This is a genomic window from Caulobacter sp. GW821-FHT05F04, from assembly GCF_059419665.1.
This window is the reverse complement of record NZ_JBWKSF010000014.1, coordinates 38,973-59,872: the sequence shown is the minus strand read 5'-3', so window position 1 is coordinate 59,872 and position 20,900 is coordinate 38,973. Positions and strand designations below refer to the sequence as shown.

At 66.1% G+C, this 20,900-nt stretch carries 17 protein-coding genes; 6 read left to right on the top strand and 11 right to left on the bottom strand.

Annotation, left to right across the window (positions count from 1 at the left end; genetic code table 11):
• Nucleotides 1–58: 58 nt before the first annotated feature.
• Nucleotides 59–1,171, top strand: coding sequence for a GAF domain-containing protein (locus AC07R7_RS24800; protein WP_494636967.1), 1,113 nt, complete (start codon nucleotides 59–61; stop codon nucleotides 1,169–1,171).
• A gap of 107 nt (nucleotides 1,172–1,278) precedes the next feature.
• Here the strand turns inward: AC07R7_RS24800 and AC07R7_RS24795 are convergent, their stop codons facing one another.
• Both AC07R7_RS24795 and AC07R7_RS24790 read right to left on the bottom strand, forming a co-directional pair.
• Nucleotides 1,279–2,583, bottom strand: coding sequence for a cytochrome P450 (locus AC07R7_RS24795; RefSeq protein ID WP_494636966.1), 1,305 nt, complete (start codon nucleotides 2,581–2,583; stop codon nucleotides 1,279–1,281).
• A 37-nt stretch (nucleotides 2,584–2,620) separates the two neighbouring features.
• Nucleotides 2,621–3,865 (bottom strand): MFS transporter, encoded by a 1,245-nt coding sequence (locus AC07R7_RS24790; RefSeq protein WP_494636965.1) that lies wholly within the window; start codon nucleotides 3,863–3,865, stop codon nucleotides 2,621–2,623.
• A 349-nt stretch (nucleotides 3,866–4,214) separates the two neighbouring features.
• On the opposite strand from AC07R7_RS24790, the gene AC07R7_RS24785 reads away from it, so the two are divergent.
• Together AC07R7_RS24785 and AC07R7_RS24780 are read left to right on the top strand one after the other, a co-directional pair.
• Nucleotides 4,215–4,868 (top strand): TetR/AcrR family transcriptional regulator, encoded by a 654-nt coding sequence (locus AC07R7_RS24785; protein WP_492841005.1) that lies wholly within the window; start codon nucleotides 4,215–4,217, stop codon nucleotides 4,866–4,868.
• Between the two features lie 363 nt (nucleotides 4,869–5,231).
• The gene (locus AC07R7_RS24780) at nucleotides 5,232–7,475 is read left to right on the top strand and encodes a TonB-dependent receptor (protein WP_494636964.1); all 2,244 of its coding nucleotides are present in this window, start codon (nucleotides 5,232–5,234) and stop codon (nucleotides 7,473–7,475) included.
• A gap of 65 nt (nucleotides 7,476–7,540) precedes the next feature.
• Here the strand turns inward: AC07R7_RS24780 and AC07R7_RS24775 are convergent, their stop codons facing one another.
• Both AC07R7_RS24775 and AC07R7_RS24770 read right to left on the bottom strand, forming a co-directional pair.
• Nucleotides 7,541–8,191, bottom strand: coding sequence for a class II aldolase/adducin family protein (locus AC07R7_RS24775; RefSeq protein ID WP_494636963.1), 651 nt, complete (start codon nucleotides 8,189–8,191; stop codon nucleotides 7,541–7,543).
• Nucleotides 8,191–9,135, bottom strand: coding sequence for a carbohydrate kinase family protein (locus AC07R7_RS24770; protein ID WP_494636962.1), 945 nt, complete (start codon nucleotides 9,133–9,135; stop codon nucleotides 8,191–8,193). Before AC07R7_RS24770 ends, AC07R7_RS24775 begins: the two co-directional genes overlap by 1 nt.
• A 79-nt stretch (nucleotides 9,136–9,214) precedes the next feature.
• Here AC07R7_RS24770 and AC07R7_RS24765 point away from each other — a divergent pair, with 79 nt between their 5' ends.
• On the top strand, nucleotides 9,215–10,489 hold the full coding sequence (locus AC07R7_RS24765; RefSeq protein ID WP_494636961.1) for an aminotransferase class III-fold pyridoxal phosphate-dependent enzyme: 1,275 nt from the start codon (nucleotides 9,215–9,217) through the stop codon (nucleotides 10,487–10,489).
• 152 nt (nucleotides 10,490–10,641) lie between these two features.
• Here AC07R7_RS24765 and AC07R7_RS24760 read toward each other — a convergent pair whose 3' ends face one another.
• From AC07R7_RS24760 to AC07R7_RS24730, 7 genes are all read right to left on the bottom strand, one after another.
• A complete protein-coding gene (locus AC07R7_RS24760) occupies nucleotides 10,642–12,189 on the bottom strand; it encodes a N,N-dimethylformamidase beta subunit family domain-containing protein (protein ID WP_494636960.1) in 1,548 nt (515 codons plus the stop codon).
• Nucleotides 12,190–12,757: 568 nt separating this feature from the next.
• The gene (locus AC07R7_RS24755; RefSeq protein ID WP_494636959.1) at nucleotides 12,758–13,225 is read right to left on the bottom strand and encodes a hypothetical protein; all 468 of its coding nucleotides are present in this window, start codon (nucleotides 13,223–13,225) and stop codon (nucleotides 12,758–12,760) included.
• A gap of 112 nt (nucleotides 13,226–13,337) precedes the next feature.
• Nucleotides 13,338–14,324 carry a DEAD/DEAH box helicase gene (locus tag AC07R7_RS24750; protein ID WP_494636958.1) on the bottom strand — a complete coding sequence of 329 codons (987 nt, stop codon included), beginning with the start codon at nucleotides 14,322–14,324 and terminating at the stop codon, nucleotides 13,338–13,340.
• A complete protein-coding gene (locus AC07R7_RS24745) occupies nucleotides 14,215–15,081 on the bottom strand; it encodes a DUF6538 domain-containing protein (RefSeq protein ID WP_494636957.1) in 867 nt (288 codons plus the stop codon). Before AC07R7_RS24745 ends, AC07R7_RS24750 begins: the two co-directional genes overlap by 110 nt.
• A gap of 326 nt (nucleotides 15,082–15,407) precedes the next feature.
• On the bottom strand, nucleotides 15,408–17,441 hold the full coding sequence (locus AC07R7_RS24740) for an ATP-binding protein (RefSeq protein ID WP_494636956.1): 2,034 nt from the start codon (nucleotides 17,439–17,441) through the stop codon (nucleotides 15,408–15,410).
• Between the two features lie 73 nt (nucleotides 17,442–17,514).
• Nucleotides 17,515–17,898: a response regulator gene (locus AC07R7_RS24735; RefSeq protein ID WP_494636955.1), complete on the bottom strand. Its 384-nt coding sequence runs from the start codon at nucleotides 17,896–17,898 to the stop codon at nucleotides 17,515–17,517.
• 48 nt (nucleotides 17,899–17,946) lie between these two features.
• Nucleotides 17,947–18,636 (bottom strand): alternative oxidase, encoded by a 690-nt coding sequence (locus AC07R7_RS24730; RefSeq protein ID WP_494636954.1) that lies wholly within the window; start codon nucleotides 18,634–18,636, stop codon nucleotides 17,947–17,949.
• A 149-nt stretch (nucleotides 18,637–18,785) separates the two neighbouring features.
• Between AC07R7_RS24730 and AC07R7_RS24725 the strand changes: the two genes are divergently transcribed.
• Together AC07R7_RS24725 and fixJ are read left to right on the top strand one after the other, a co-directional pair.
• Nucleotides 18,786–20,285, top strand: coding sequence for a PAS domain-containing sensor histidine kinase (locus tag AC07R7_RS24725; RefSeq protein ID WP_494636953.1), 1,500 nt, complete (start codon nucleotides 18,786–18,788; stop codon nucleotides 20,283–20,285).
• Entirely contained in the window at nucleotides 20,278–20,883 is a 606-nt protein-coding gene (gene fixJ, locus AC07R7_RS24720) for a response regulator FixJ (protein WP_494636952.1), read from the top strand. The genes AC07R7_RS24725 and fixJ overlap by 8 nt, the downstream gene beginning before the upstream one ends.
• Nucleotides 20,884–20,900 lie beyond the last annotated feature (17 nt).

The following is a 20,900-nucleotide window of genomic DNA, read 5'->3' as shown; positions in this document are numbered from 1 at the left end:
TGTCAAGGCGAGGGGCTGTGGGCATCTGTGCGACGCGGCCTGACGGCTTGGAGAGACGATGGACACGGCCGACAAGGACATCCTGACCACCACGGACGTGGCGAAGATCCTGGGTGTGTCAGTGCGCACCGCGCAGCTGCTAATCGAGGGCGGATCGATCCCGTCATGGAAGACGCCGGGCGGTCATCGCCGCGTCTATCGCTCCGACGTCCTGGCGCTGATGCCGGGCGAGACCGTCAGCGCCCTGCCGGTGTCGGCGCGAGTGATCGTCATCGCCGGAGCCGACGCCCTGCCAGCGCTGACGGCGCGCCTGGCGCAGGCCCCTTCCTGCTTCGTGGACGCCTATCCGGAGCCCTTTTCCGCTCTGTTGAACATCGGCGGACGCACGCCGGCGGCCGTGATCATCGACGCGGCCTCATTGCCCATGGCCGCCGACCTGCTGCGGGCGCTGGCGTCGGATCCGGGGCTGTCGCAGACGGCGATCCTGCTCGTCGGCCCCAAGGCTCAGACCGCGGCCTTCGCCGGGCCCGCCAGCGGCAGGGTCGGTTTCGTCGAGGATCTGGACGCCTTGGCGCAAGCCGCCGAGACGGCGGTGCGAGGACCGGCGCCCGTGCCCGCCGCGCCTGAGGCCGGGGCGCTGGTTCCGTTGCCCGGCAACGAAGCCCAGCGCCTGCTAGCGCTGGAGCGCTCGGGCCTGGTCGACACCCCGCCGGAAGACGCCTTCGACAGGCTGACCTGGCTGGCCGCCCAGACGCTCGGCATGCCGATCTCGCTGATCACCCTGCTGACCCCGACGCGCCAGTGGTTCAAGTCGCGCCATGGTCTGGACATGGCCGACACGCCCCGCAGTTGGGCCTTCTGCAACCACACCATTCTTCAGCAGCGCTGCATGGTGTCGGAGGACCTGGCCACCGATCCGCGCTTCGCGGACAATCCGGCCGTCGCCGACGCGCCGCACTTTCGGTTCTACGCCGGCTGCCCGATCGTCGACCCCGACGGCTTCACGCTCGGTTCGCTGTGCGTGATCGACACCCGGCCGCGCACCCTGGACGACACCCAGCAAGCGATCCTCACCAACCTGGCGTCCCTGGTGTCGGACGAGATAAAGCTGCGTGTCACCGATGGGCGACTACGACGCGCCATGGACGTTCTGGAGCGCAAGCCGCGGTAACGCGGTCCGGCGCCGCCGCTGCAAGCGGCTACAGTGGTCATCAACGAGCGCCCGTGCGGCAACGCAAGGGTGATGGCGGATGGACAGGATCGAGCGACCGCCCGCCCTCAAGGCCTGCGCTCCAGGATCACCGGCAGATGCCTGAGCTGGCACATGGCGTGGTTGCCGATCCAGTCGTCGGCGTCGCCGGCCGCACGGACCTCGATCCGGCGTTCGATCAAGGCCTCCACCAGGCTCCTGGCGACCAGGCCGGCCACGAAACGCCCAGGACAGATGTGAGCGCCGCCGCCGAACGTGGTCGAGCCCTGCTGGGGGCGGTCCAGGTCGAAGCATTCCGGGTCTGGGAAAGCCTCGGGATCGCGATTGGCCGCGCCCCACATCATCATCACCCGAGTCCCCGCGGGGAAGGTCCATCCATCGTATTCGAGGTCGGCGCTGACAATGCGGTTTAGATGAATGACGGGCGGCTCCAAGCGCAGGCACTCGGATACCGCCGCGGCGGCCTTCTCCGGCTCCGCGCGCAACCGGTTCGCCACCTCGGCATTGTCAATCAGTGTACGGATTGTGTTGGTGATGGCCACAGCGGCCGTATGGAATCCATCGAACAGGTTTCCCGCGAGGAAGGCCCCCACCGTCTTGGGAACATAGCCGCCATGGTCGAGATCGTCGGCGATATCGACCATGGCGAGGTCTCGGGCCATGTCGGAGACGAACGGACAACCGCCCGCAACCAAGGCGCGCTGGCTCGCGCCCTCGACGAGGCCGCGATAGGCCGTCGCGGCGGCGTCGGCCTCGACTATGCCATCCCCGTCCGGCCGCAGAAACAGCATGGGAGTCATCTTGCGCGCCTGCACGGCCGCGCTCAGAGCCTCCTCATCGGTCATCCCGATCAACCCGCCCCAGTAGAGGCCGATCAGCGGCTCGGCGATCCGCTCGACGAGATCGACGGTCTCGCCCAGCGGTAGATCTTCCAGGATCCGCCCGGCGATCTGGCGGGCGGCGTCGCTCCGCGCGGCGGTCGGCTTGGGTCCGATCTGGTTGAGAAGCACCTTGCGCAGGGTGGCGTTCAGAACGCCGTTAGCGCCGAAGAGCTGGTTCTTGATCAGGTCGGCGATGGCGAAGCCGACCGGCTTTTCCTCGAGCGGTTCGACGCCGAGCAAGCCCGGAAAGAGCTGGTTGGGCGCCAGGGCCGAAAGCTCGGGCCGGGCCGCCAGCGCGCGAAGATCGGTATGACGGAAGACCACGAGCGCGCCGCCGTCGCCCCGCAGGAAACGGGGGCCGCCAGGCTGGAACGCCCTGGCGCAGAACCGCCGGAACGCCATGCGGCCGCCGTCATAGCCATAGTCCTCGAGCGTCGGCAGCGCACCGATGTCCAGAACGTGCGGATGATCGGCTACGATGTCACCAGACATGATCTTCTCCTTCGCGATGCGCGGGGGCGCGGGTTGGTCAGGCCGCGCGGCGCGTCGGCTCTAGGGAGGCGGCGAGCGCGGACTTGGCCTGGCGCCGGACACGCGAAAGCCACAGCATCATCGCCAGGACGAACGAGACCACCAGGCACGCGCCCGCGGCGACCAGGGCGCCGCGGACCTCGTGGGCGCCGACGAAGAACGAGCACAGCATCGGCCCGGCGGCCGCGCCGACGGCCTGGACGCTGGGCGCCAGCAGAACCGCGCGCCGCGAAGGATCCGATTCGATGACGAACGGCGCCTGCAGGGTCTGCAGGAATCCCCACGCCAGGCCGTGCAGGCCGGCGAAGGCGATGAACACGCCGGGTCCCGGCAGGCCCCACAGGCCGACCAGCACCGACAGGAACACCGGCAGACAGACCAGGAACGCGCGGTGATAGGGTATCCGTTCGGCCACCACGGCCGCGAGGCCCGAACCGACGATGGAACTGCCCAGGGCCAGGGCGACGGCGAGCCCGCCCTGGACCGGCGTCAGACCCGCCTGGCCGGCCAACTGCTCGACATAGGCCAGGAACCCGATGAAGAACGAAAACAGGAGGAAGACGGCGGCCAGGCTGACATAGGCCGCCTTCGGGATCGGCTCGGCCAGCACGGGCTCGTCGCTCGTGTTTCCCGCCAGCGGCGCGAGACTGGCCGGCAGGACGAACGCGACCACCGCCGCCAGGACGGCGCTGGCGCCCAGGGTCGCGAAGCCCGCGTTGGCGCCGAGCGAGGGCGAGACCAGAAGCGGTATGCCGGCCGCGCACGCCACCTGCAGCACCGCCTGGCTGACCAGGAAGATTCCGCTCCAGCGGCCCGGCGTCGGCGAGCGCACGATCATCAGCGTGGTCAGCCAGACGAGGCCGCCTTCGGCCAGGCCCGCCAGCGCCCGGATCACCAGGACCCCGAGCCCCGAGACCTCCAGCCCCGCGAGGTTGACGACGGCCAGGACAAGCGCGGCCACGAACCCGACCAGCTTGAGCCGGCGCGGCGGCAGGAAGGCGTCGGCCAGCCCGACGCCCAGTCCGATGGCGAGAAACTCGATCGTCACGCTCCAGCCAAGCTGGTTGACGTCGAGCCGGCCCGCATTGACCAGCCCCCCCAGCACGACCGGCTGAACGCCGGCCATGATCAGGGCGACCGATCCGACCGTCAGGAAAGCCGCGATCTGCCCGGCCGTCGGGCGGCGACCGATCCAGCCGTCGTCGGCTCGCGGGGCGCGCGCCTGGGTGTCCTCGAGCGACATGCATTTCCTCCAACGGGCTTTGGATCAATTCTTCGACGGGTCTTCGCCCGACAGCCCTAGGGTAGTTTTTGCTATCTCAAGAGTATCGTCAACCGGTCTCCCGTTTGATGGGTTCGACCGCGATGCCGCTTTGCTGGGCGCCGGCCGGCCGAGCTTGCGCGCGCCGCCGCCACACCGGGTTCGACGTGAACACCCTCGCTAATAGGATAGTTTGAGCTACACTAAACCCACGCGGGCTATGGACGCCGCGCACGCGACGCACGCCGCGGCGGCGACAGGTTCTCTTGACGCAACCCAGTTGCTATTCGATAGCATGCCGCCGATCCGCGGCTCTCTTCAAGGACCCGTGGTGAGCACTCCAGAACTCGAAGCCAAGTCACGACCGTCCCGGCGCAACGGCATCAACACCTTCGAAGCGATTCTGACGACGACCGGGGAGCTGTTGGCCGAGGTGGGTTTCGAGCGCCTGACGACCAATCTCGTCTGCGAAAGGGCGGGACTGACGCCGCCGGCGCTCTATCGCTACTTTCCGAACAAGTACGCCCTGCTGACCGAGCTGACCCGCCGACTGATGGACGCCCAGGATCAGGTCGTCTTCGCCTGGGTGGAGTCGGGCGGCGCCCACTGGACCACCCTCGCCGCGGCCGTCGAAAGTCATATCCGGCTGCAAAAGGAGATCATCACCGTCACCCGCGCCTTTCCGGGCGGGCTCTGGATCCTGCGGGCCATCCGCGCCATGCCGCCGTTGCAGGACGTGCGTGTCCAGTCGCGCACGGCGGTGCTGGACCGGATCTTCGCGTTTCGCGTCAAGGACGGCCCCCCGGTCGACGAAGAGCGCCTGAAGCTGTCCATGCGCGTCTCCGAACTGATGAGCTACGCGGCGATGGAGATGCTGGTGGAGGATCCCGAGCTCGACGAGGACATGGTCATCGAGGAAGTCGCCTGGATGATCGGCCGCTACCATTTCGACCTCCCCCGCCGGTCACAGCTATCCAAGGACTGACCGCCCAGGCCGATCCCGCTTAGGCCTCGAGCGAAGCTTCATCGCCTTCCCGAGTCCCGAACGATCGGGCCCGGCCCCCAGCCTAAAGACCGTGGCCCAGAGCCACGAGTCCCGGTGCGCCCGCCCGGGCCGGCGCGACCGTGGCCGAAAGTCACGACAGGCCCACGGCCCGTCTCCCCCTTCCCTGGTTCTCGGTCGTCCTTCGAGCGGTTTGGCGCGGTTTCGCCCGCAAACCGGGCGCCTGGACCGCCGCGCCACGCCAAGCCGTCCGATCGCTTGCGCTACGCCCCCTTGCGTCGAGATAGTTTTTATTATCGTAATGGCCTGGACCGGTCGGAGTACTGGATAAACGGGGAGTAGAATATGAAAGCGGGTATGTTTCTGAGCTGCGCCGTGCTGGCTTTGTCGGCTGGCGTCGCGGCGGCCCAAACGCACGACAGCACGGCGATCGAGGAGATCGTGGTCACCGCCCAGAAGCGGTCGGAAAACCTTCAGGACGTACCCGTATCGGTCACCGCCCTGACCAGCGACGCCTTGGCCGCGCGCGGCGTCAACAACGTCTTGGCGCTGAATAACCTGGCCCCGGGCATGCGCATCAGCGCCGGCGACGCGGCCGCCAATCCCAAGATCTACATTCGTGGCGTGGGCCTCAGCGACTTCAACCCCAACGCCTCCAGCGGCGTCGGAGTCTATGTCGACGGCGTCTATGTCGGCTCGCCCCTGGCTCAGATGGCGGGGTTCTTCGACCTGGCCCAGGTCGAGGTGCTGCGCGGGCCGCAAGGCACCCTCTATGGCCGCAACACCAACGGCGGCGCGATCAACATCACCACCAAGCGCCCAAGCCAGACGTTCGGGGCCGACGCCTCGCTGGAATACGGCAGCTTCAACGCCGTGACCGCCGATCTGGGCGTGGGCGGGCCGATCGTGGCCGACAAGCTGGCCTTCCGGGCAGCCGCCCAATACGTCGAGGACGACGGCTATACCCACAACCGGGTCACCGGCCATGATCTCAACGCGGCCAAACATTGGGCGGGACGGCTGTCGCTGCTCTACACGCCGAGCGAAGATTTCGAGCTGCTGACCCAGGTCAATCGCTACGTCAATCGCGGCGACGCCACCGCGCCCGGACATCGCGCTCTGTTCCCCGCGACGCCAGCGGCCGCCGGTTCGGACGGCTTCTGCGCGGCCAGCGCCTACGCCAGCGGCAAGTGCGCCGATCTGCTGGGCTATGCCGACACCGACAACAATCCCCGCGCCGTGGACGCCAACCTCGAGGGCAAGGACAAGGTCGACCTGTTCGGCGCCTCCAGCCAGGCGACCTGGAAACTGGGCGGCATGTCCCTGATTTCGGTGACGGCTTGGCAGTGGGCCCACCGCAACGACCTGGAAAACACCGACGCCAGCCCCCTGCGGATGATCGAGATCAACTATCGTTCCCGCCAACACCAGTTCACCCAGGAACTGCGCCTGCAGTCGAACGATCCTTCGGCGCGCCTCAACTGGGTCCTGGGCGTCTACTACATGGACGAGCAAGTACAGGACAACACGCGCCAGGACGTGCTGCGCGACCTGCGACCGCTGTTCACCACACCCAGCAATCCCACGGGCCTCAGCCTCGAAAACAGCGTCGCAACCTTCGGCTATCCCTACACCCAGACCACCAAGGGCTACGCCGTCTTCGGCCAAGCGGACTACAAGCTGACCGACAGACTGACGGGTACTGTGGGCCTGCGCTGGTCGGCCGACGACAAGTCCATGGACTACCAGAGCCAGGCCGAAGACGGCCTGATCGTCATCCTGACCTCCAAGCAGAGCAAGACCTTCTCGGCGGTCTCGGGCCGGCTAGGCCTGCGCTACGAACTGAGCGACGACGCCAATGTCTACGCCACCTACAACCGCGGCTATAAGAGCGGCGGCTTCTTCGGCGGCATGGCCACGACGGCCCAGGAGATGGAGCCCTACGACAACGAGACGCTCGACGCCTACGAACTGGGCTTGAAGTCGGAGTTCTTCGACCGTCGGGTGCGCCTGAACGTGTCGGGCTTCTACTACGACTACAAGAACCAGCAGGTGTTCGCCCAGACCACGCGCAACGGCCTGACCGTGCTGGTGCTCGACAACGCCGCCAACTCCAAGGTCTACGGCGGCGAGGCCGAGGTCACCGCCCGGCCGATCCAGCCCCTGACCCTGAGCGCGGGCGTGTCGTTGCTGCACGCCAAGTACGGGGACTATTTCACCGAGGGCAAGGACTTCACCGGCAACTGGCTGCCGCAGTCGCCGAAGGTGACGTTCAACGCCGCGGCCAACTGGGTCGCGCCGCTGGCGAGCGGCGCGTCGATCGTGGCCAATGTCGACGCCAACTATTCGTCGAGGGTCTATTTCGACAACTCCAACGCCGCGCGCCTGTCGCAGGACGCGGTATGGGTGGCCGGCGCCCAGGTCAGCTGGCGCTCGCCCGACCAGAAGATCGAGGCCGGCGCCTTCGCCCGCAACCTGTTCGACAAAACCTACGCCGTGTCGATCTCCAATATCGACAGCCTCGGCGTGGATCTCCTCAGCTACAACCGGCCGCGGAGCTTCGGCGTCTTCCTGCGCTATCACTACTAGCGGGGACGTTCCATTGGCGGCCCAGCCCCCTTTCGGCGGCTGGGCTGCTTCGGCGCGGACGGCGCTCAGCGTTGTCCGTAGGACCTGAACCGCTGCAGGATGCGGCTCATCTCGTCCTCGGCCAGCAGATTGGGGCCGCCGATCGCCAGGGTTCCCCAATAGACCGCCGCCTGCTCCTCGACCTCCTCGGTGATGGCCAGGGCGAAGTCGAGATTGGGCGCGGCGACGATCTGGCCATGATTGGCCATCAGGGCGGCGTAGCGGCCGTCCAGCGCCTCGACCACGGTCGCGGCCAGTTCCTCCGAACCAAAGGTGGCGTAGGGCGCGACCGGCACGCTGCTGCCGCCGCTAACGGCGACCATGTAGTGCATGGGCGGGATTTGGAGGCCGGCGCAGGCGAGGATAGTGGCGTGGCGCGAATGGCAATGCACCACCGCCCCCACGTCGGGGCGCCGATCGAGAATCCCCTTGTGCATGCGCCATTCACTGGATGGCTTGAGCGCGCCTTCGGGCGACGAGCCGTCGGGACGGACGAGCACCATATGCTCGGCGGTCAGCCGCGCGGCCGGCACGCCGGTGGGCGTGACCAGCATGTCTTCTCCGCACCGGGCCGAAACATTGCCCGAGGTGCCCCTATTGAGGCCGCGCGCATCCATCGCCTGCATCACCTGCGCCATGCGCTCGCGCAGAGCCGCCTCCCGATTCGTCGTGCCCATCACGCCGCCTCGCTCAGCGTCATCTGACGCATCGCTGCCTCGGTGGCCTCGAAGCTCTCGACCTTGCCCAGCGTGGCCAGACCCTGGGCGACCAGCGCGGCGGTGGCCGTGCCGAAACGCGCGGCGTCCAGCGGCGCCCAGCCGCGCGAGAGGGCGGCGATGAACCCCGCGCAATAGGAATCGCCACAGCTGGTGGTGTCGACCGGCGTGATCACATGCGCCGGCAGGGTCGTGCTGACGCCGTCAAGGACCACCACCGAGCCTCGAGCGCCATTCTTGATGATGCAGCCCTTGGCGCCCCACGACCGGAAGGTCCCGGCGGCGGCGAAGAGGTCCTCCTGACCTGTCAGGAACACCGCCTCGGCGGCGCTGGGCAGGAAGTAGTCGACATGCGGCAGCAGGCGCTTGACCTCGTCGACCGCCGAAGGCTGGGGCGCGATCAGGTCGCAGGTCACGATCGCCCCGGCCCGCGAGGCGGCTCGGACGATCGCCTCCCCCTCGCCGCCGTCGAGCTTGGGACCGCCGACGCCGCCATAGTGCAGAAAGCCCACCGCGGCGGCCGTTTCCAGCGCGCGCGGGGTGACGCGGGCCAGCATGCCCGCGCCCAGCGCGTGGAAGCCGGGACGAACGCCGCTGGAGGAGACCGCCAGCAGGGTCGTGGAACTGGGCAGGCCCGGCAGAACCTCCAGGTCGGTGACGTCGACCCCGGCGTCGGCCAGGGCCGTGAGGATGAAGCGACCGATCAGGTCGTCGCCGACCGCCGAGATCAGCCGGCTCGGCACGCCGAGGCGAGCCGCCAGTAGGGCCGGAGCGGCCGCCGTGCCAGCCGGAGCGCAGGCGATCCCCTCGATCAGGCCCGTTCCCTCTTCCTTCGGCAGCACGTCGATGGCGCGCGCCACCACGTCCAGGGTCGTCAGCCCGATACACGCCAATCCATTCTTCATCCGACGTCCTCCCTACGCATTGACAGTCACTATGCCTCAGTCATTATAATAGTCAAAACTATCTTATAAGGGGCTGAACTTGACCTGGACGAACAGCAAGGATGCGGCGCTGCGGGAACGCGCCATGGCGGTGATCCCCAATGGGATGTACGGCCACCAGTCGGTCATGCTGCTGCCCGACGACTACCCGCAGTTCTTCGACCGCGCCGAGGGCGCCTATCTCTGGGATGTCGACGGCAACCGCTATATCGACTTCATGTGCGGCTACGGCCCGAACCTGTTCGGCTACGGCCATGCCGCCATCGATCAGGCCTATATCGAGCGCATGAAGCGGGGCGACACCATGACCGGCCCCGGCCAGGCCATGGTCGAGCTGGCCGAGGCCATGACCGCCCAGGTCAGTCACGCCGACTGGGCGATGTTCTGCAAGAACGGCACCGACGCCACGACCATGGCGATGATGATCGCCCGCAACTTCACCCAGAAAAAGACCATCGTCCTGGCCAAAGGCGCCTATCACGGCGCCGCGCCCTGGTGCACGCCGCTGAAGAACGGCGTCACCGAGGCCGACCGCGCCAACCAGGTGTTCTACGAGTACAACAACGTCGAAAGCCTGGAGGCGGCGGTCAAGGCGGCCGGCTCTGACCTGGCGGCGATCTTCGCCTCGCCGATCAAGCACGACACCTTCGTCGATCAGGAGCTGCCCGATCCCGAATACGCCCGTCGAGCCAGGGCGCTGTGCGACGAGCACGAGGCGCTGCTGATCATCGACGACGTCCGCGCCGGCTTCCGCCTGGCCCGCGACTGCAGCTGGTCGCTGGTGGGGGTCAAGCCGGACCTTTCGACCTGGGGCAAGGCCATCGCCAACGGCCATCCGATCTCGGCCCTGCTGGGCGCCGACAAGGCCCGGTTCGCCGCCGCCACCATCTATGCGACCGGCTCGTTCTGGTTCTCGGCCGCGCCGATGGCCGCATCGCTGGCGACGCTGAAGCTGATCCGCGAGACCGACTACCTGGAGCGCACCATCGCCCTGGGCGAGCGCCTGCGCGCGGGCCTGGATGAGGCGGCCGACCGCCACGGCTTCTCGCTGCGCCAGACCGGTCCGGCCCAACTGCCGCTGATCATGTTCGACGAGGATCCGACCGGCGCCAAGGCCTACTTCTGGAACAACGCCCTGCTCAAGCGCGGCGTCTATTTCCACCCCTGGCACAACATGTTCATGACCACCGCCATGACCGACGCCGATATCGACCATACGATCGAGGCGGGCGACGAGGCCTTCAAGCTGCTGAAGGCCGCCGGTCCCCTGCCGCCGGTCGAGAAGCTGGCCTTCCTGCATTCCATGGTCGACTGACGGACCTCGCACCGCCTGGATGCGGCGCCGCCAGACTTGCCCTGGCGGCGCTTCCCGCAACCCATTCAGGCGCGGTTCGCACATCAGCCATGACAAAGGGCCCCTCTTGCCGAGGGGCCCTTCTTTTTGACGGAATGTGTCGACGGCGCGTTTCAGGCCGGGGTGGCGCGGGTGACGCCAAAGCGCCGCAGGACGTTGTGGGTGATGACCTCGATGAACGGGTCGCGCGCGGCCAGGCCATGAGCCCATTCGGTGGTGCCGCTGTTGAACACCTCGCCCTTCCCGCGCTTGAAGCTGGCGACGACGGCATGACCGCGCAGGACCTTGGCCTGAGCCTCGGGACCGGAGTCTCCGAACATCACCTCGGCGACCACGTCCAGTTTCTCGGGTGGGATGATCGGGAAGTAACCGCGGCCGGCTTCCTCGCCGAAGGCGCAGGGCGCGACGCCGATGATCTCCAGGGTCTCGGGCACGCCCAGCATCGGCACGGCCTTGGGCAGGCCGTCATCGCCGAACTGGAAGCGGCAGCCGTCGCTCTCGTAGCCGATCAGCGGCAGATCGCCGCCGATCACGTCGCCGTAGAACAGATCCGAGCCCTCCAAGGCCCAGTGGCGGTCGTCATAGACTGTGAAGCCGGCCTGGCCGCGCGACACGCACATGCCCAGGCGATGATAGCCGGCGAAGACGAAGCTCAGTCCCGTCAGCGCGGCCTCGGGCCGTTGGAAGGCCGGGTGCGACCACAGGTGCGTGGCCTTCTCGGGCGGGACGTCCTCGGCCTCGAACCCCTTCCACTTGTGGCAGACATAGGTCTTGCCGTCGTTCTCCCAGCGCACCTTCCAGAAGCAGCTGTTGCCCGACAGGATCGCGGCGTTGCCGCCCGCGTCGACGAAGCGCTCGACCTGGTCGCGCTGGCCGCCCGACCAGTATTCGCTGTGGCCCACGAACAGCGCAGCCGCGTAGCCTTCGAGGAGATCCTGTTCGGCGTCCAGGTCGTAGTCGGTGGCGAAGTCCAGCGCGTAGCCGTTCGATTCCGCCCAGGCCACGAAGGCGTGCTCCCACTTGTGCAGGAAGCCGGCCGAACCGTCGTAGGGCGAGGCCCGATGCTCGACCATCCAGGCCATGTCCGAGGCCCAGGGGGTTTCCTCGAATCCACGCTTGCGCAGGTTGATCAGGCGAGGCGGGTTGGGCGGCGGCGCGACAATCAGCGGCGGAAACGGACGCTGGGTCGACAGGACGCCGATCGCCTCGTCCATGGCCTGGGCGAACGGAACCTGCCCGCTCATCAGGCCGGTGACGTTCGAATAGGCGTTGGCGCCGCCCCAGTAGTTGTAGGCTTGGTAGGTGTTGGTCGACAGCACCATCAGGGCGTCCGAGCGACGCGCGCCGACCGGCGGCTTGACGACCACGAAGTGATGGGCCTGCCCGCCGCTCGCGTCGGTCAGCACGATATCGTAGTAGCCGGACGCCCATCCCTCGCCGACCTCGACCTCAAGGGCGACGGGCCAGCCGCAGCCGTCGCGGTCGGCGTGGGCCGGAACCGGATGATCGCCGACGCGCACGTCGTCGCGCTCCAGGACCGTCAGGCGCTCGGCGCCGATCCGGGTGATCGACAGGCGGCACGGACCGTTTTCGGCGCTGGCATGGAGGGCGAAGCGCTCGCCAGGGCGCACGCTCAGGCGGTCGGTATAGCAAGCGAGCATTCGGTTCCCCCTTCAGACTCCGGCCAAGCCGCGCGGATCACGAGACGCCTTGGGCCTACTGGTTTGTCTCGGCCCATTCAGCGCCGAACCATGGAGTAGTTTTTACTATTCTATTTGCGGCGATCGCAAGCCACAACTCGCTTCCAGGACGGGAGCAAGGAAGGGCGCGCGCGACATCAAGCGCGGCGGGCGCTCTCGAGATCGTCGGCGTGGATAGCCGGGTCGGATCTGCGTCTTTGCATGCCCCTCGAGCCAGCCTAAGAAGGTCTCAATCTAGTCGGCCCTGATCGCCGAAGACCGCGATGATGCTGATATTGGCGAAAGGCCAGGGCGCGCCACCCTTCCAGAAGCCGTTGAAAACATTGCGACTTCACCGTCAGAAAGACCGCCTTCGGACGATTGCTACACAACCCTGATACATGCAGCCACCAATCTGATCGCCCCGCGCCAACTGCACTGGACGGCCAGCGCCACACGGCTGGTCAAGCCGCGCCATCCGAGTGGACACGGCGAAGGTCAGCTTCTGGGAAGGTGTCATTTGCCATGCTGACCACACCCGGGCTCTAGATCACGGGCGCGACTTCGCGGCGTTGTCCCAATCTTTGGGTACCCAGTTAGCCTCTCTGCCCAGCAAGGCGAGTGCGTGATCCTCGACCTCGAGGTTTCCATAGCCCGCCCAAGGTCCAGACGCAGGGATCACCCAAAGGCGGTCGGCCGGTCCCAGCAGTGGCTGGAGCCTTTCCATGACGCTGCTGGTGGCGATAGTCGTCGCGACCAAGTAGGACGACGAGGTGAGAGCGCACCACTCGCCAATCGATTTCACCGCATCGATCAAGGATGCGCTTCCGGTCTGGTCCACCTCGAAAGTGACGACCAATGTCACATGCGCTCCGAAGGCGTCAGGCTCGTCAGATTGACGGTCGCGGTTGCGCTTACGGGCTTCAAGTAGGGCTAAATGGTTGAGCCCCATCGCGAGCCCCAAGAGGGCGGCCACGCCGAGCAGGATCCAATTTACAAGTTCGTACGAGGCGCTCATCGGATCACCTTCGGCAAGCGGAGACAGAGAGCGGTCACGCGACGCCAGCCGATAGACGCCTAGCGCCGCGTGACCTTGGGTCAGGCCTTCAACTTCCGCATGGATTCACCGCTCAGCTGCACCCGGTGGCTGGTAGGCGCTTGATCAAAGGCGTCCCCGTAAGACGCTCCAGATCGCCTCCCGCGCCGAGTGTCGCGGACATATAAAGCCGCTGCTTCGCCTGCGCGAAAGGTGCATGGCTCCAGACCGGCGGGATCAGCGGGCGGATCAGAATTTCACGAGACGCTAGGTAAACGTGGCACGCTTCCAGATGGTCGCGAATTAGCTGCCAGCGAAAGGTCACGTCTTTGCTGGCGTCGGAGTTTGCGTCGAGGATGCCCGTCAGGCGCGGCGCGATTTCCTGAAGTATGGTGGAGGGCAGTTTGTCCACCCAAGTTGCGTCTGAAGGGTCCTTCCATTGCCCCGTTAGGCGCGCGTACGACTGCCCGGAAAGATAGGGGCGCAATAAGCTGCTGATCGCGGCGTGAAGCTCGGCATGCGCCTCGTCGTTGGCCGGTATCTCCAACGACCACATCTTGGCGATGTAGTTCTCCGCCGCATGAGCGTCATCAATGATCACCACATCCGGATTGGTGAAAAACGGTGCCGTGTTGAATAGGCTTGAATAGGTTGTCACTGCAACCTTCACACCCGTCGTATAGTCCGACTTGGACGCAGCAGAATATTCGGCTTTTGAACTTGTAAATCCGACCGCGTCGATTCCGTACCTATTCTGGGCTTGCTCCACGGTTTGATTGACCAACTGCCGCGTCGGGCAGAGGTACAAAACACGTTCCTTGAACTTCCGCCTACGCCATTCAGCGATCAGTAGACCGACCAGAGTTTTTCCGCTGCCGGTGGGCAATTGGAGGGCGATGTCACTCTCGCCCAACATCTGGTCACCGTAGGCTCGCAGCATATCGCGTTGGTGCGTCATCACGTCCGGCAACTTACGCCGAGTGAGCGTCTGGAAGAGCGTCGCCGGCGATTCCGTCGCGCTGAGCGTGGGTGAAGTCGTCTTGAAAGCCAACATCAATTCCTTGGCGGGATTGCGGTCCATCATCTCTTCCTTGACCACCCAGTTGAACCAGCCACTTAACTTGTTGAGGTAGGTGTTGATGTTGCTCGGACTCGTCAGGTCCGTTGCGTTCGGCCTCCTTGGCTTTCGCGGCGTTCTCTATTGGGCTGAGGCAGGGATAGAGTTTCAGCGCATTGCGCGGCATCCAGCGCAGCGTGTCGATCAGAGTCCGACAGTGAGCCCGCGTGATCGACCGAACTGCCGTCGCCTCCCCGACTATGGCCAGAACCAGCCTGCGCGTCGTGTCGTAAGCGAGCCGCGTTCGTGGAGACCAGTCCCGCGTGGGATCGGACATGTAGGCGTCGTAAAGTTCTCGAAGGGTGACGCCCGGAGTAGGATCGGACGGGCCGACCGCAACGCTCTCGGGCAGGTCGATCTTGGCGGACGTCGAGACTGACGCGCCGAGCCTCGCCAGAATTCGGTGATCGACGCTCAGCCCGGAGCGAGCACGAGCCTCCTCGAAGTACCGCTCAATCGTCGCCGCAACATCATGAGACCGCCGCACGGCGACCGTTGGACTGTCCGTCCCCAACGATTTCCAAACCTCACGCTTCCCGATAATCGCCCTGAGAGCCTCGGGCACCCGCCGCCGGTAGTAAAAGCGACAACCCCGCCGAACTAAATGAAATCGAACAGCGTGTAGACTGCTTGTGGAGTAGCCGCCCGACCGTTTCCTGAGCCATCCCTGATGGTTAGGATGGTTTCGGGCACCCGATTGTGTATCAGGGTTGTGTAGCAATCGTCCGAAGACGGTCTTTCTGACGGTGAAGTCACAATGTTTTCAACGACTTCTGGAAGGGTGGCGCGCCGTGTCGAAACCGAGTGGGAATTATAGGGATAGCGTCCCCATCCAGAAGCCAAGGCGAGCCCCGAACGGTAGTCGAGCTATATGCTCAAATCCGCGCAGAGAACGGGCTAGAGCCGGGGTATTACTGGAGCAGCGGCGGCCCTGAAAGCTCCAACGATGACTAGGTTGGCGCAGCTCGGCGAAGCGCCGCACGTTCCTTCTCGCGCACCGCAGACTGCTCCGACGAGCGTGCAAGTTGCCCGAACACTGCGCCGAGCTTAGGCGCGTCCGGTTCGACCCGGCGATTGATGATGCCCACTCATTCGTGATGATGAGGCCTGCCCCGCCACATCGGCCTGCGCCAGAAAATCGGCCACCGTGCCGATGAGAGTGGCGGCGTCTATGGGTTTGCCCAGGTGCTGGTCCGCGCCGGCTTGAAAGGATGCGAACAGATGTTCCGGCAACACATTGGCCGTGAGCATGATGACGGGGCAGCGAGGCCTGCCGGTCAGCTGTTCGTCCTCGCGGATGCGCCGGGTCGCCATCAGGCCGTCCATGACCGGCATCTGCATGTCCATCAAGATCAGGCTGTAGGTTTTGCTCCGCGCGGCCTCAACCGCGAGACTTCCGTTCTCCACCGCGTCGAGTTCGACGCCCAGCGGCGCCAGGATCATCTCCACCACCTGCCGGTTGACGGGGTGATCTTCGGCCAGAAGGATGCGGCCCAGGTAGGTCCGCTGAGGCGCTGCCTCTTGATCTTGCCGCGGCGGCGCGCACGCCTGGAGCGGGACACGGGCCGTGAAGACCGCTCCCTCGCCCGGCGAGCCCGCAGCTATCAGTTGGCCGCCCAAGGCCTGTGCGATCTCCCGGGAGATCGAAAGGCCAAGACCCGAACCGCCATAGGCGCGCGTGACCGAGTCGTCGCCCTGAACGAAGCGATCAAAAATCCGTTCGGCGATCGCCGCGTCGAACCCAATGCCGGTATCGGCGACTTCAAAACACCAAAGATCGCCTTCGGCGTGGACCGAAAGGCGCACCTCGCCCGCGGCGGTGAACTTGACGGCGTTGCTCAGCAGGTTGCCCAACACCTGTCGCAGCCGCAGGGAGTCGCCGCGCACCCAGGTCTCCTGTGGCGGCTGGCAAGTATATCCCAACCCCTTGGCTTCCGCGCCGGCCTGATGGAGCGCGGCGACGTCGGCGACCATCTGAGCCAGGTCGAACAGCTCGTGGCTCACCGGCAAAGCGCCATCGTCAAGTCGCGCCAGATCCAGTACGTCGGTCAACAGAGCCTGCAGGGTCGAGGCGGCGCCATTGATCGTATTGAGAAGCGCGCGTTGCTCGGGCGCGAGGTCGGTCCGCGCCAGGACATGCCCCAACCCTAAAATGCCATTCAGAGGCGTGCGGATCTCGTGACTCATATTGGCCAAAAACCGGCTCTTGGCGAGATTGGCGCTTCGCGCCTGGGCCAGGGCATTGCGATCGCTGACATCGCGGATGATCGCCCCGACCAGGGCCGAAGGTCCGTCCCGACAAACCGACACCGACAGATCGGCCTGAAATTCAGTGCCGTCGCGCCGCAGGGCAGGCACTTCCACCGTCGCGCCTCGGCGGGCCTGCCCTGTTTGGCACAGACGGTGAAAGCCTTCGTCGTGAGCCGCCCTGAAGCGCTCGGGGATGATCATGCGAAGTTGCTGACCGATCGCCTCTTGAGCGTCAAAGCCGAAGAGGTCTTCCGCCGCCGCATTCCAATGCGTGATCCGCTGATCGGCGTCGACGGCCAGGACCGCGTCCGCCGTGCCCTCGAAAAGCTGTCCGAGAAAGGATTTGCGCCGGAACTGTTCGAGGATTTCCGCCACCAGCTCGGCGCACAACAGGATTTGCCGGCGCGCCGAAGCACTAAAGGCCCGCGGCCTGTCATCGACCGCGCAGACCGCGCCGACGGCTTGGTCTTCAACGATAATCGGCGCGCCGGCGTAAGCGCGCACGCCCGGCGCGCCGATGACCAGGCTACTGGCGGCGAACCGCGGATCCAGGCGGGCGTCGGTGATGGTCAGCGGCTGGCGAAGCGCCACGACATGCGTGCAGAACGAGACGGACCGCTCGGTCTGGGAAAGCGGAAAGTCCAGACCGGCCTTGAACCACTGCCGGTCCTGATCAACCAGGGAGACCATGGCCCAACGCGTGTTCGCAGCGGCCCGCGCGCACTCGGCGATCAGGTCAAAATGCCGCTCGGGCGGCGTATCGAGCACCTGAAGGGCGCGTAGCGTCCGCAGGCGGGCGACTTCATCGTCGGCCAGGACCGTATCGGTCATAGTGTCCCTCTTGTGAGACTTGGCGATCATGCGTCGCCGCCAGCGCGGACACGCGGGTTCGAGGCGGGCGCTTCTAGGGTGGCGGGCGGGGACGCTCGCTATGCAGGGCGGCCCGGACCCGCTCAAGCAGCAGGTCCGAAAGCAACGGCTTTTCCACCAGGCAGACATGAGCCGCCTTGGCCGCCTTGCGCAGCAGTCGTCCGGGATTGGTCGCCAGCAGAATGGCGGGCGCCTCGACGCCCCGCCGCCGCAGATCCTGGATCAGGTCCAGTCCCGGCTGGCGGTCGAGATCCTGGTCGACGATCAGGCATCCGGCGGCGGCCAAACTCTCCGGCGTGGCCGCCTCGCCGGCGGCGTAGACCGCCACGCCGAATCCTTCCAGCCCGAACGCGAACTGGATCGCGTTTCGAACCGCTTCGTCTCGGTCGATCAGGATGATGGGGGACATGCCGGACATGTGAATCTCCAATGCGCGGCGGCGATCACGACCGCCGCCGCGCCTGACTCAGGCCGCCGTCTTCCAATGGGGCTCGAGCACTACGTGGGGCGGGCACGGGGCCACAGCGCCCAGGGGCAGGCCGGCCAATTGGTTGGCGAAGCCATGATTGACGTCTCGATGGTGGGCCTCGTCGGCCCGCACCACCTCGATCACGTCGCGCAGGGTCGATCCCTCCGGAAGGTTCCAGTAGTCCAGGGCGATCTGCGGCGCGGGCACATCGGGCGAGCGACCTTCGTCGATCTCGGCCAGATAGTGGGTGTAGCTGATCACGGCTTCTTCTTCGAAGTAGCCGACGACGCGGTGAGCGGTCTTGGAGGAGATCAGATAGAGGGCGAAGAAGAACAGATAGAACACCCACTGGACGGAGACGACCACGAACCGCTCGAACGCGGTGGGCTTGGCCACCTCGATGAAGGTCATCAGGTGCATGCGTTCGTTTTCGGCCTCGTCCATCAGGGTCTTGATCCAGCCCCGGTCGCTTTCCATGCGCCGCAGACACTTCAGGTGCGTCAGGGTCGCGCCCACCATGCCCGGAACGGCGGCCACGGTTTCCAGCACCACGGCGCGGTGGCCGTAGCGCTTGGCGAAGAAGGTGTCGGCGCAAAACCGCAGCAGCTTGACGAAACCCTGGGCGACGACATCCGACGCGCCGGCCGGCCTGTGGTGAACCGAAAGATCAATGGCCGGAGCGGTCATCGCGCTATTCCTTGAAGTGAAGCCCGCCACGGCGGGCCGTTGAAGTTGAGAGCTTGATATCCGGTGGGGCGTTGGCGATACACTCGGGTCATGACCCTAAGGCGTTTGCCGGAGGCGGGCTTGGCCCGCCAGAAGGGCGATTTTCCGGAATGACCGAAACCACCTGGGCGGCGCGCATTCGCTGGATCCGGCCCCACAACCTGTTGCGGACCGCCGCCCTCGGCGGGGTTCTGGTGGCGGGCGGCGTCATCGCGCGCCTGGCCTGTGAACCCGTCCTGGGCGAGCGGGGCGTCTATCTGTTCTTCTTTCCAGCGGTGATCGCCGGCTCGGCGTTTGGCGGAACGGCCGCCGGGGGCTTCAACACTGTCCTGGCGGCGCTGGCCTGCCTGGGCCTCGCGCTCCGCCATCGGCCGCTCGACCAGGGCGACTTCCTCGGGGTGGCGCTCTTTGTCGCCGTCAGCGTTTGCGTGCTGATCGGCGGCGAGATCTTCCACGCGGCCCGGCGCAGGGCTGAACGGACCAATGACGATCTGGCGGCCCGCCAAGCCCACCTGAAATCGATCCTCGATACGGTTCCAGACGCCATGGTCGTGATCGACGACGCAGGCCTGATCCAGTCCTTCAGCCAGGCGGCCGAGCGCTTGTTTGGTTGGTCGGCGGCCGAGGTCAGCGGTCGCAATGTCAACATCCTGATGCCCGATCCCCACCGGCAGGGGCACGACGGATATCTGGCGCGCTACTACAGGACCGGAGAGCGCCGGATCATCGGCCAGGGCCGGGTCGTGGTCGGCGAGCGCAAGGACGGCACCACCTTTCCGATGGAGTTGTCGGTGGGAGAAATGCTGACCACGGCCGGCCGTTTCTTCACTGGATTCGTCAGGGACCTGACCGAGCGCCAGCAAACCGAGGCGCGCCTGCAGGAGCTTCAGAACGAGCTGATCCACATCTCGCGCCTGACCGCCATGGGCGAGATGGCCTCGGCCCTGGCGCACGAGATCAACCAGCCGCTGACGGCGATCGCCAACTATCTCAAGGGCAGCAAGCGGCTTCTATCCCAGGACGGCCCGCCCGAGATCGAGCGCGTGATCGACGCCATCGACAAGGCCGGAAACCAGGCGCTGCGGGCGGGCGACATCATCCGCAGGCTGCGCGACTTCGTGGCCCGCGGCGAAACCGAGCGCGCGGTCGAAAGCTTGCCGAGGCTGGTCGAGGAGGCCGGCGCCCTGGCGCTCGTCGGGGTTCAAGAACATGGCGTGCGCGTCAGGTTCGCCTATGAGCCAGGGATCGATCTGGTTCTCGCCGACCGCGTCCAGGTGCAGCAGGTGCTGCTCAACCTGATGCGCAACGCCATCGAGGCCATGGAAACCTCGCCGCGCCGCGAGCTTCTGGTCAAGGTCGCGGAACTCGAGGGCGACGCCGTCGTCACCGTGGCCGACACAGGTCCCGGCATAGCGCCCCTTATGGCCGAACAGCTGTTTGCGCCGTTCGTCACCAGCAAGCGCGACGGTATGGGCGTGGGGCTGTCGATCTCACGCACCATCGTCGAGGCCCATGGCGGTCGCCTGTGGGTCGAAGATACGCCGGGCGGCGGCGCGACCTTTCATTTCACGCTCAAACGCGCCGACGGGGGAGACGACAACGATGCCTGAGGGCGTGGTTCACATCATCGACGACGACGAGGCGCTACGCGATTCTCTGGGCTTCCTGCTCGGCAGCGCCAGGATCGAGTGCACGCTGTATCCGTCGGCCTACGCTTTCCTCGACGGACTTTCGCAGCGCGCCAGCGGTTGCGTGCTCACCGACGTGCGCATGCCCGACATGAACGGTCTGGAGCTGGTTCGGCGGCTGAACGCCCTGGGTTACCGTGATCCCATCGTCGTCATGACCGGTCACGCCGATGTGCCGCTCGCGGTTGAGGCGATGAAGGAAGGCGTGCGCGACTTCATCGAAAAGCCCTTCGACGACGAGCTGATGCTGTCCGCCCTGGGCTCGGCGCTGCAGCAGCGGCAGGCCGAGCGCGTCGAGGAGTCCGAGATCATCGAGGTCAACCGACGCCTGAACCTGCTGTCGGGTCGCGAACGCGAGGTTCTGGAAGGCCTGATCGCCGGCTCGGCCAACAAGGTCATCGCCTACGACCTGGGCATCAGCCCACGCACCGTCGAGATCTACCGCGCTCATGTGATGAGCAAGATGCAAGCCGGCAGCCTTTCGCAGCTGGTTCGTCTTGTGCTGTCGGCACGGCGTTAGCCGACTTCTTTCAGTCG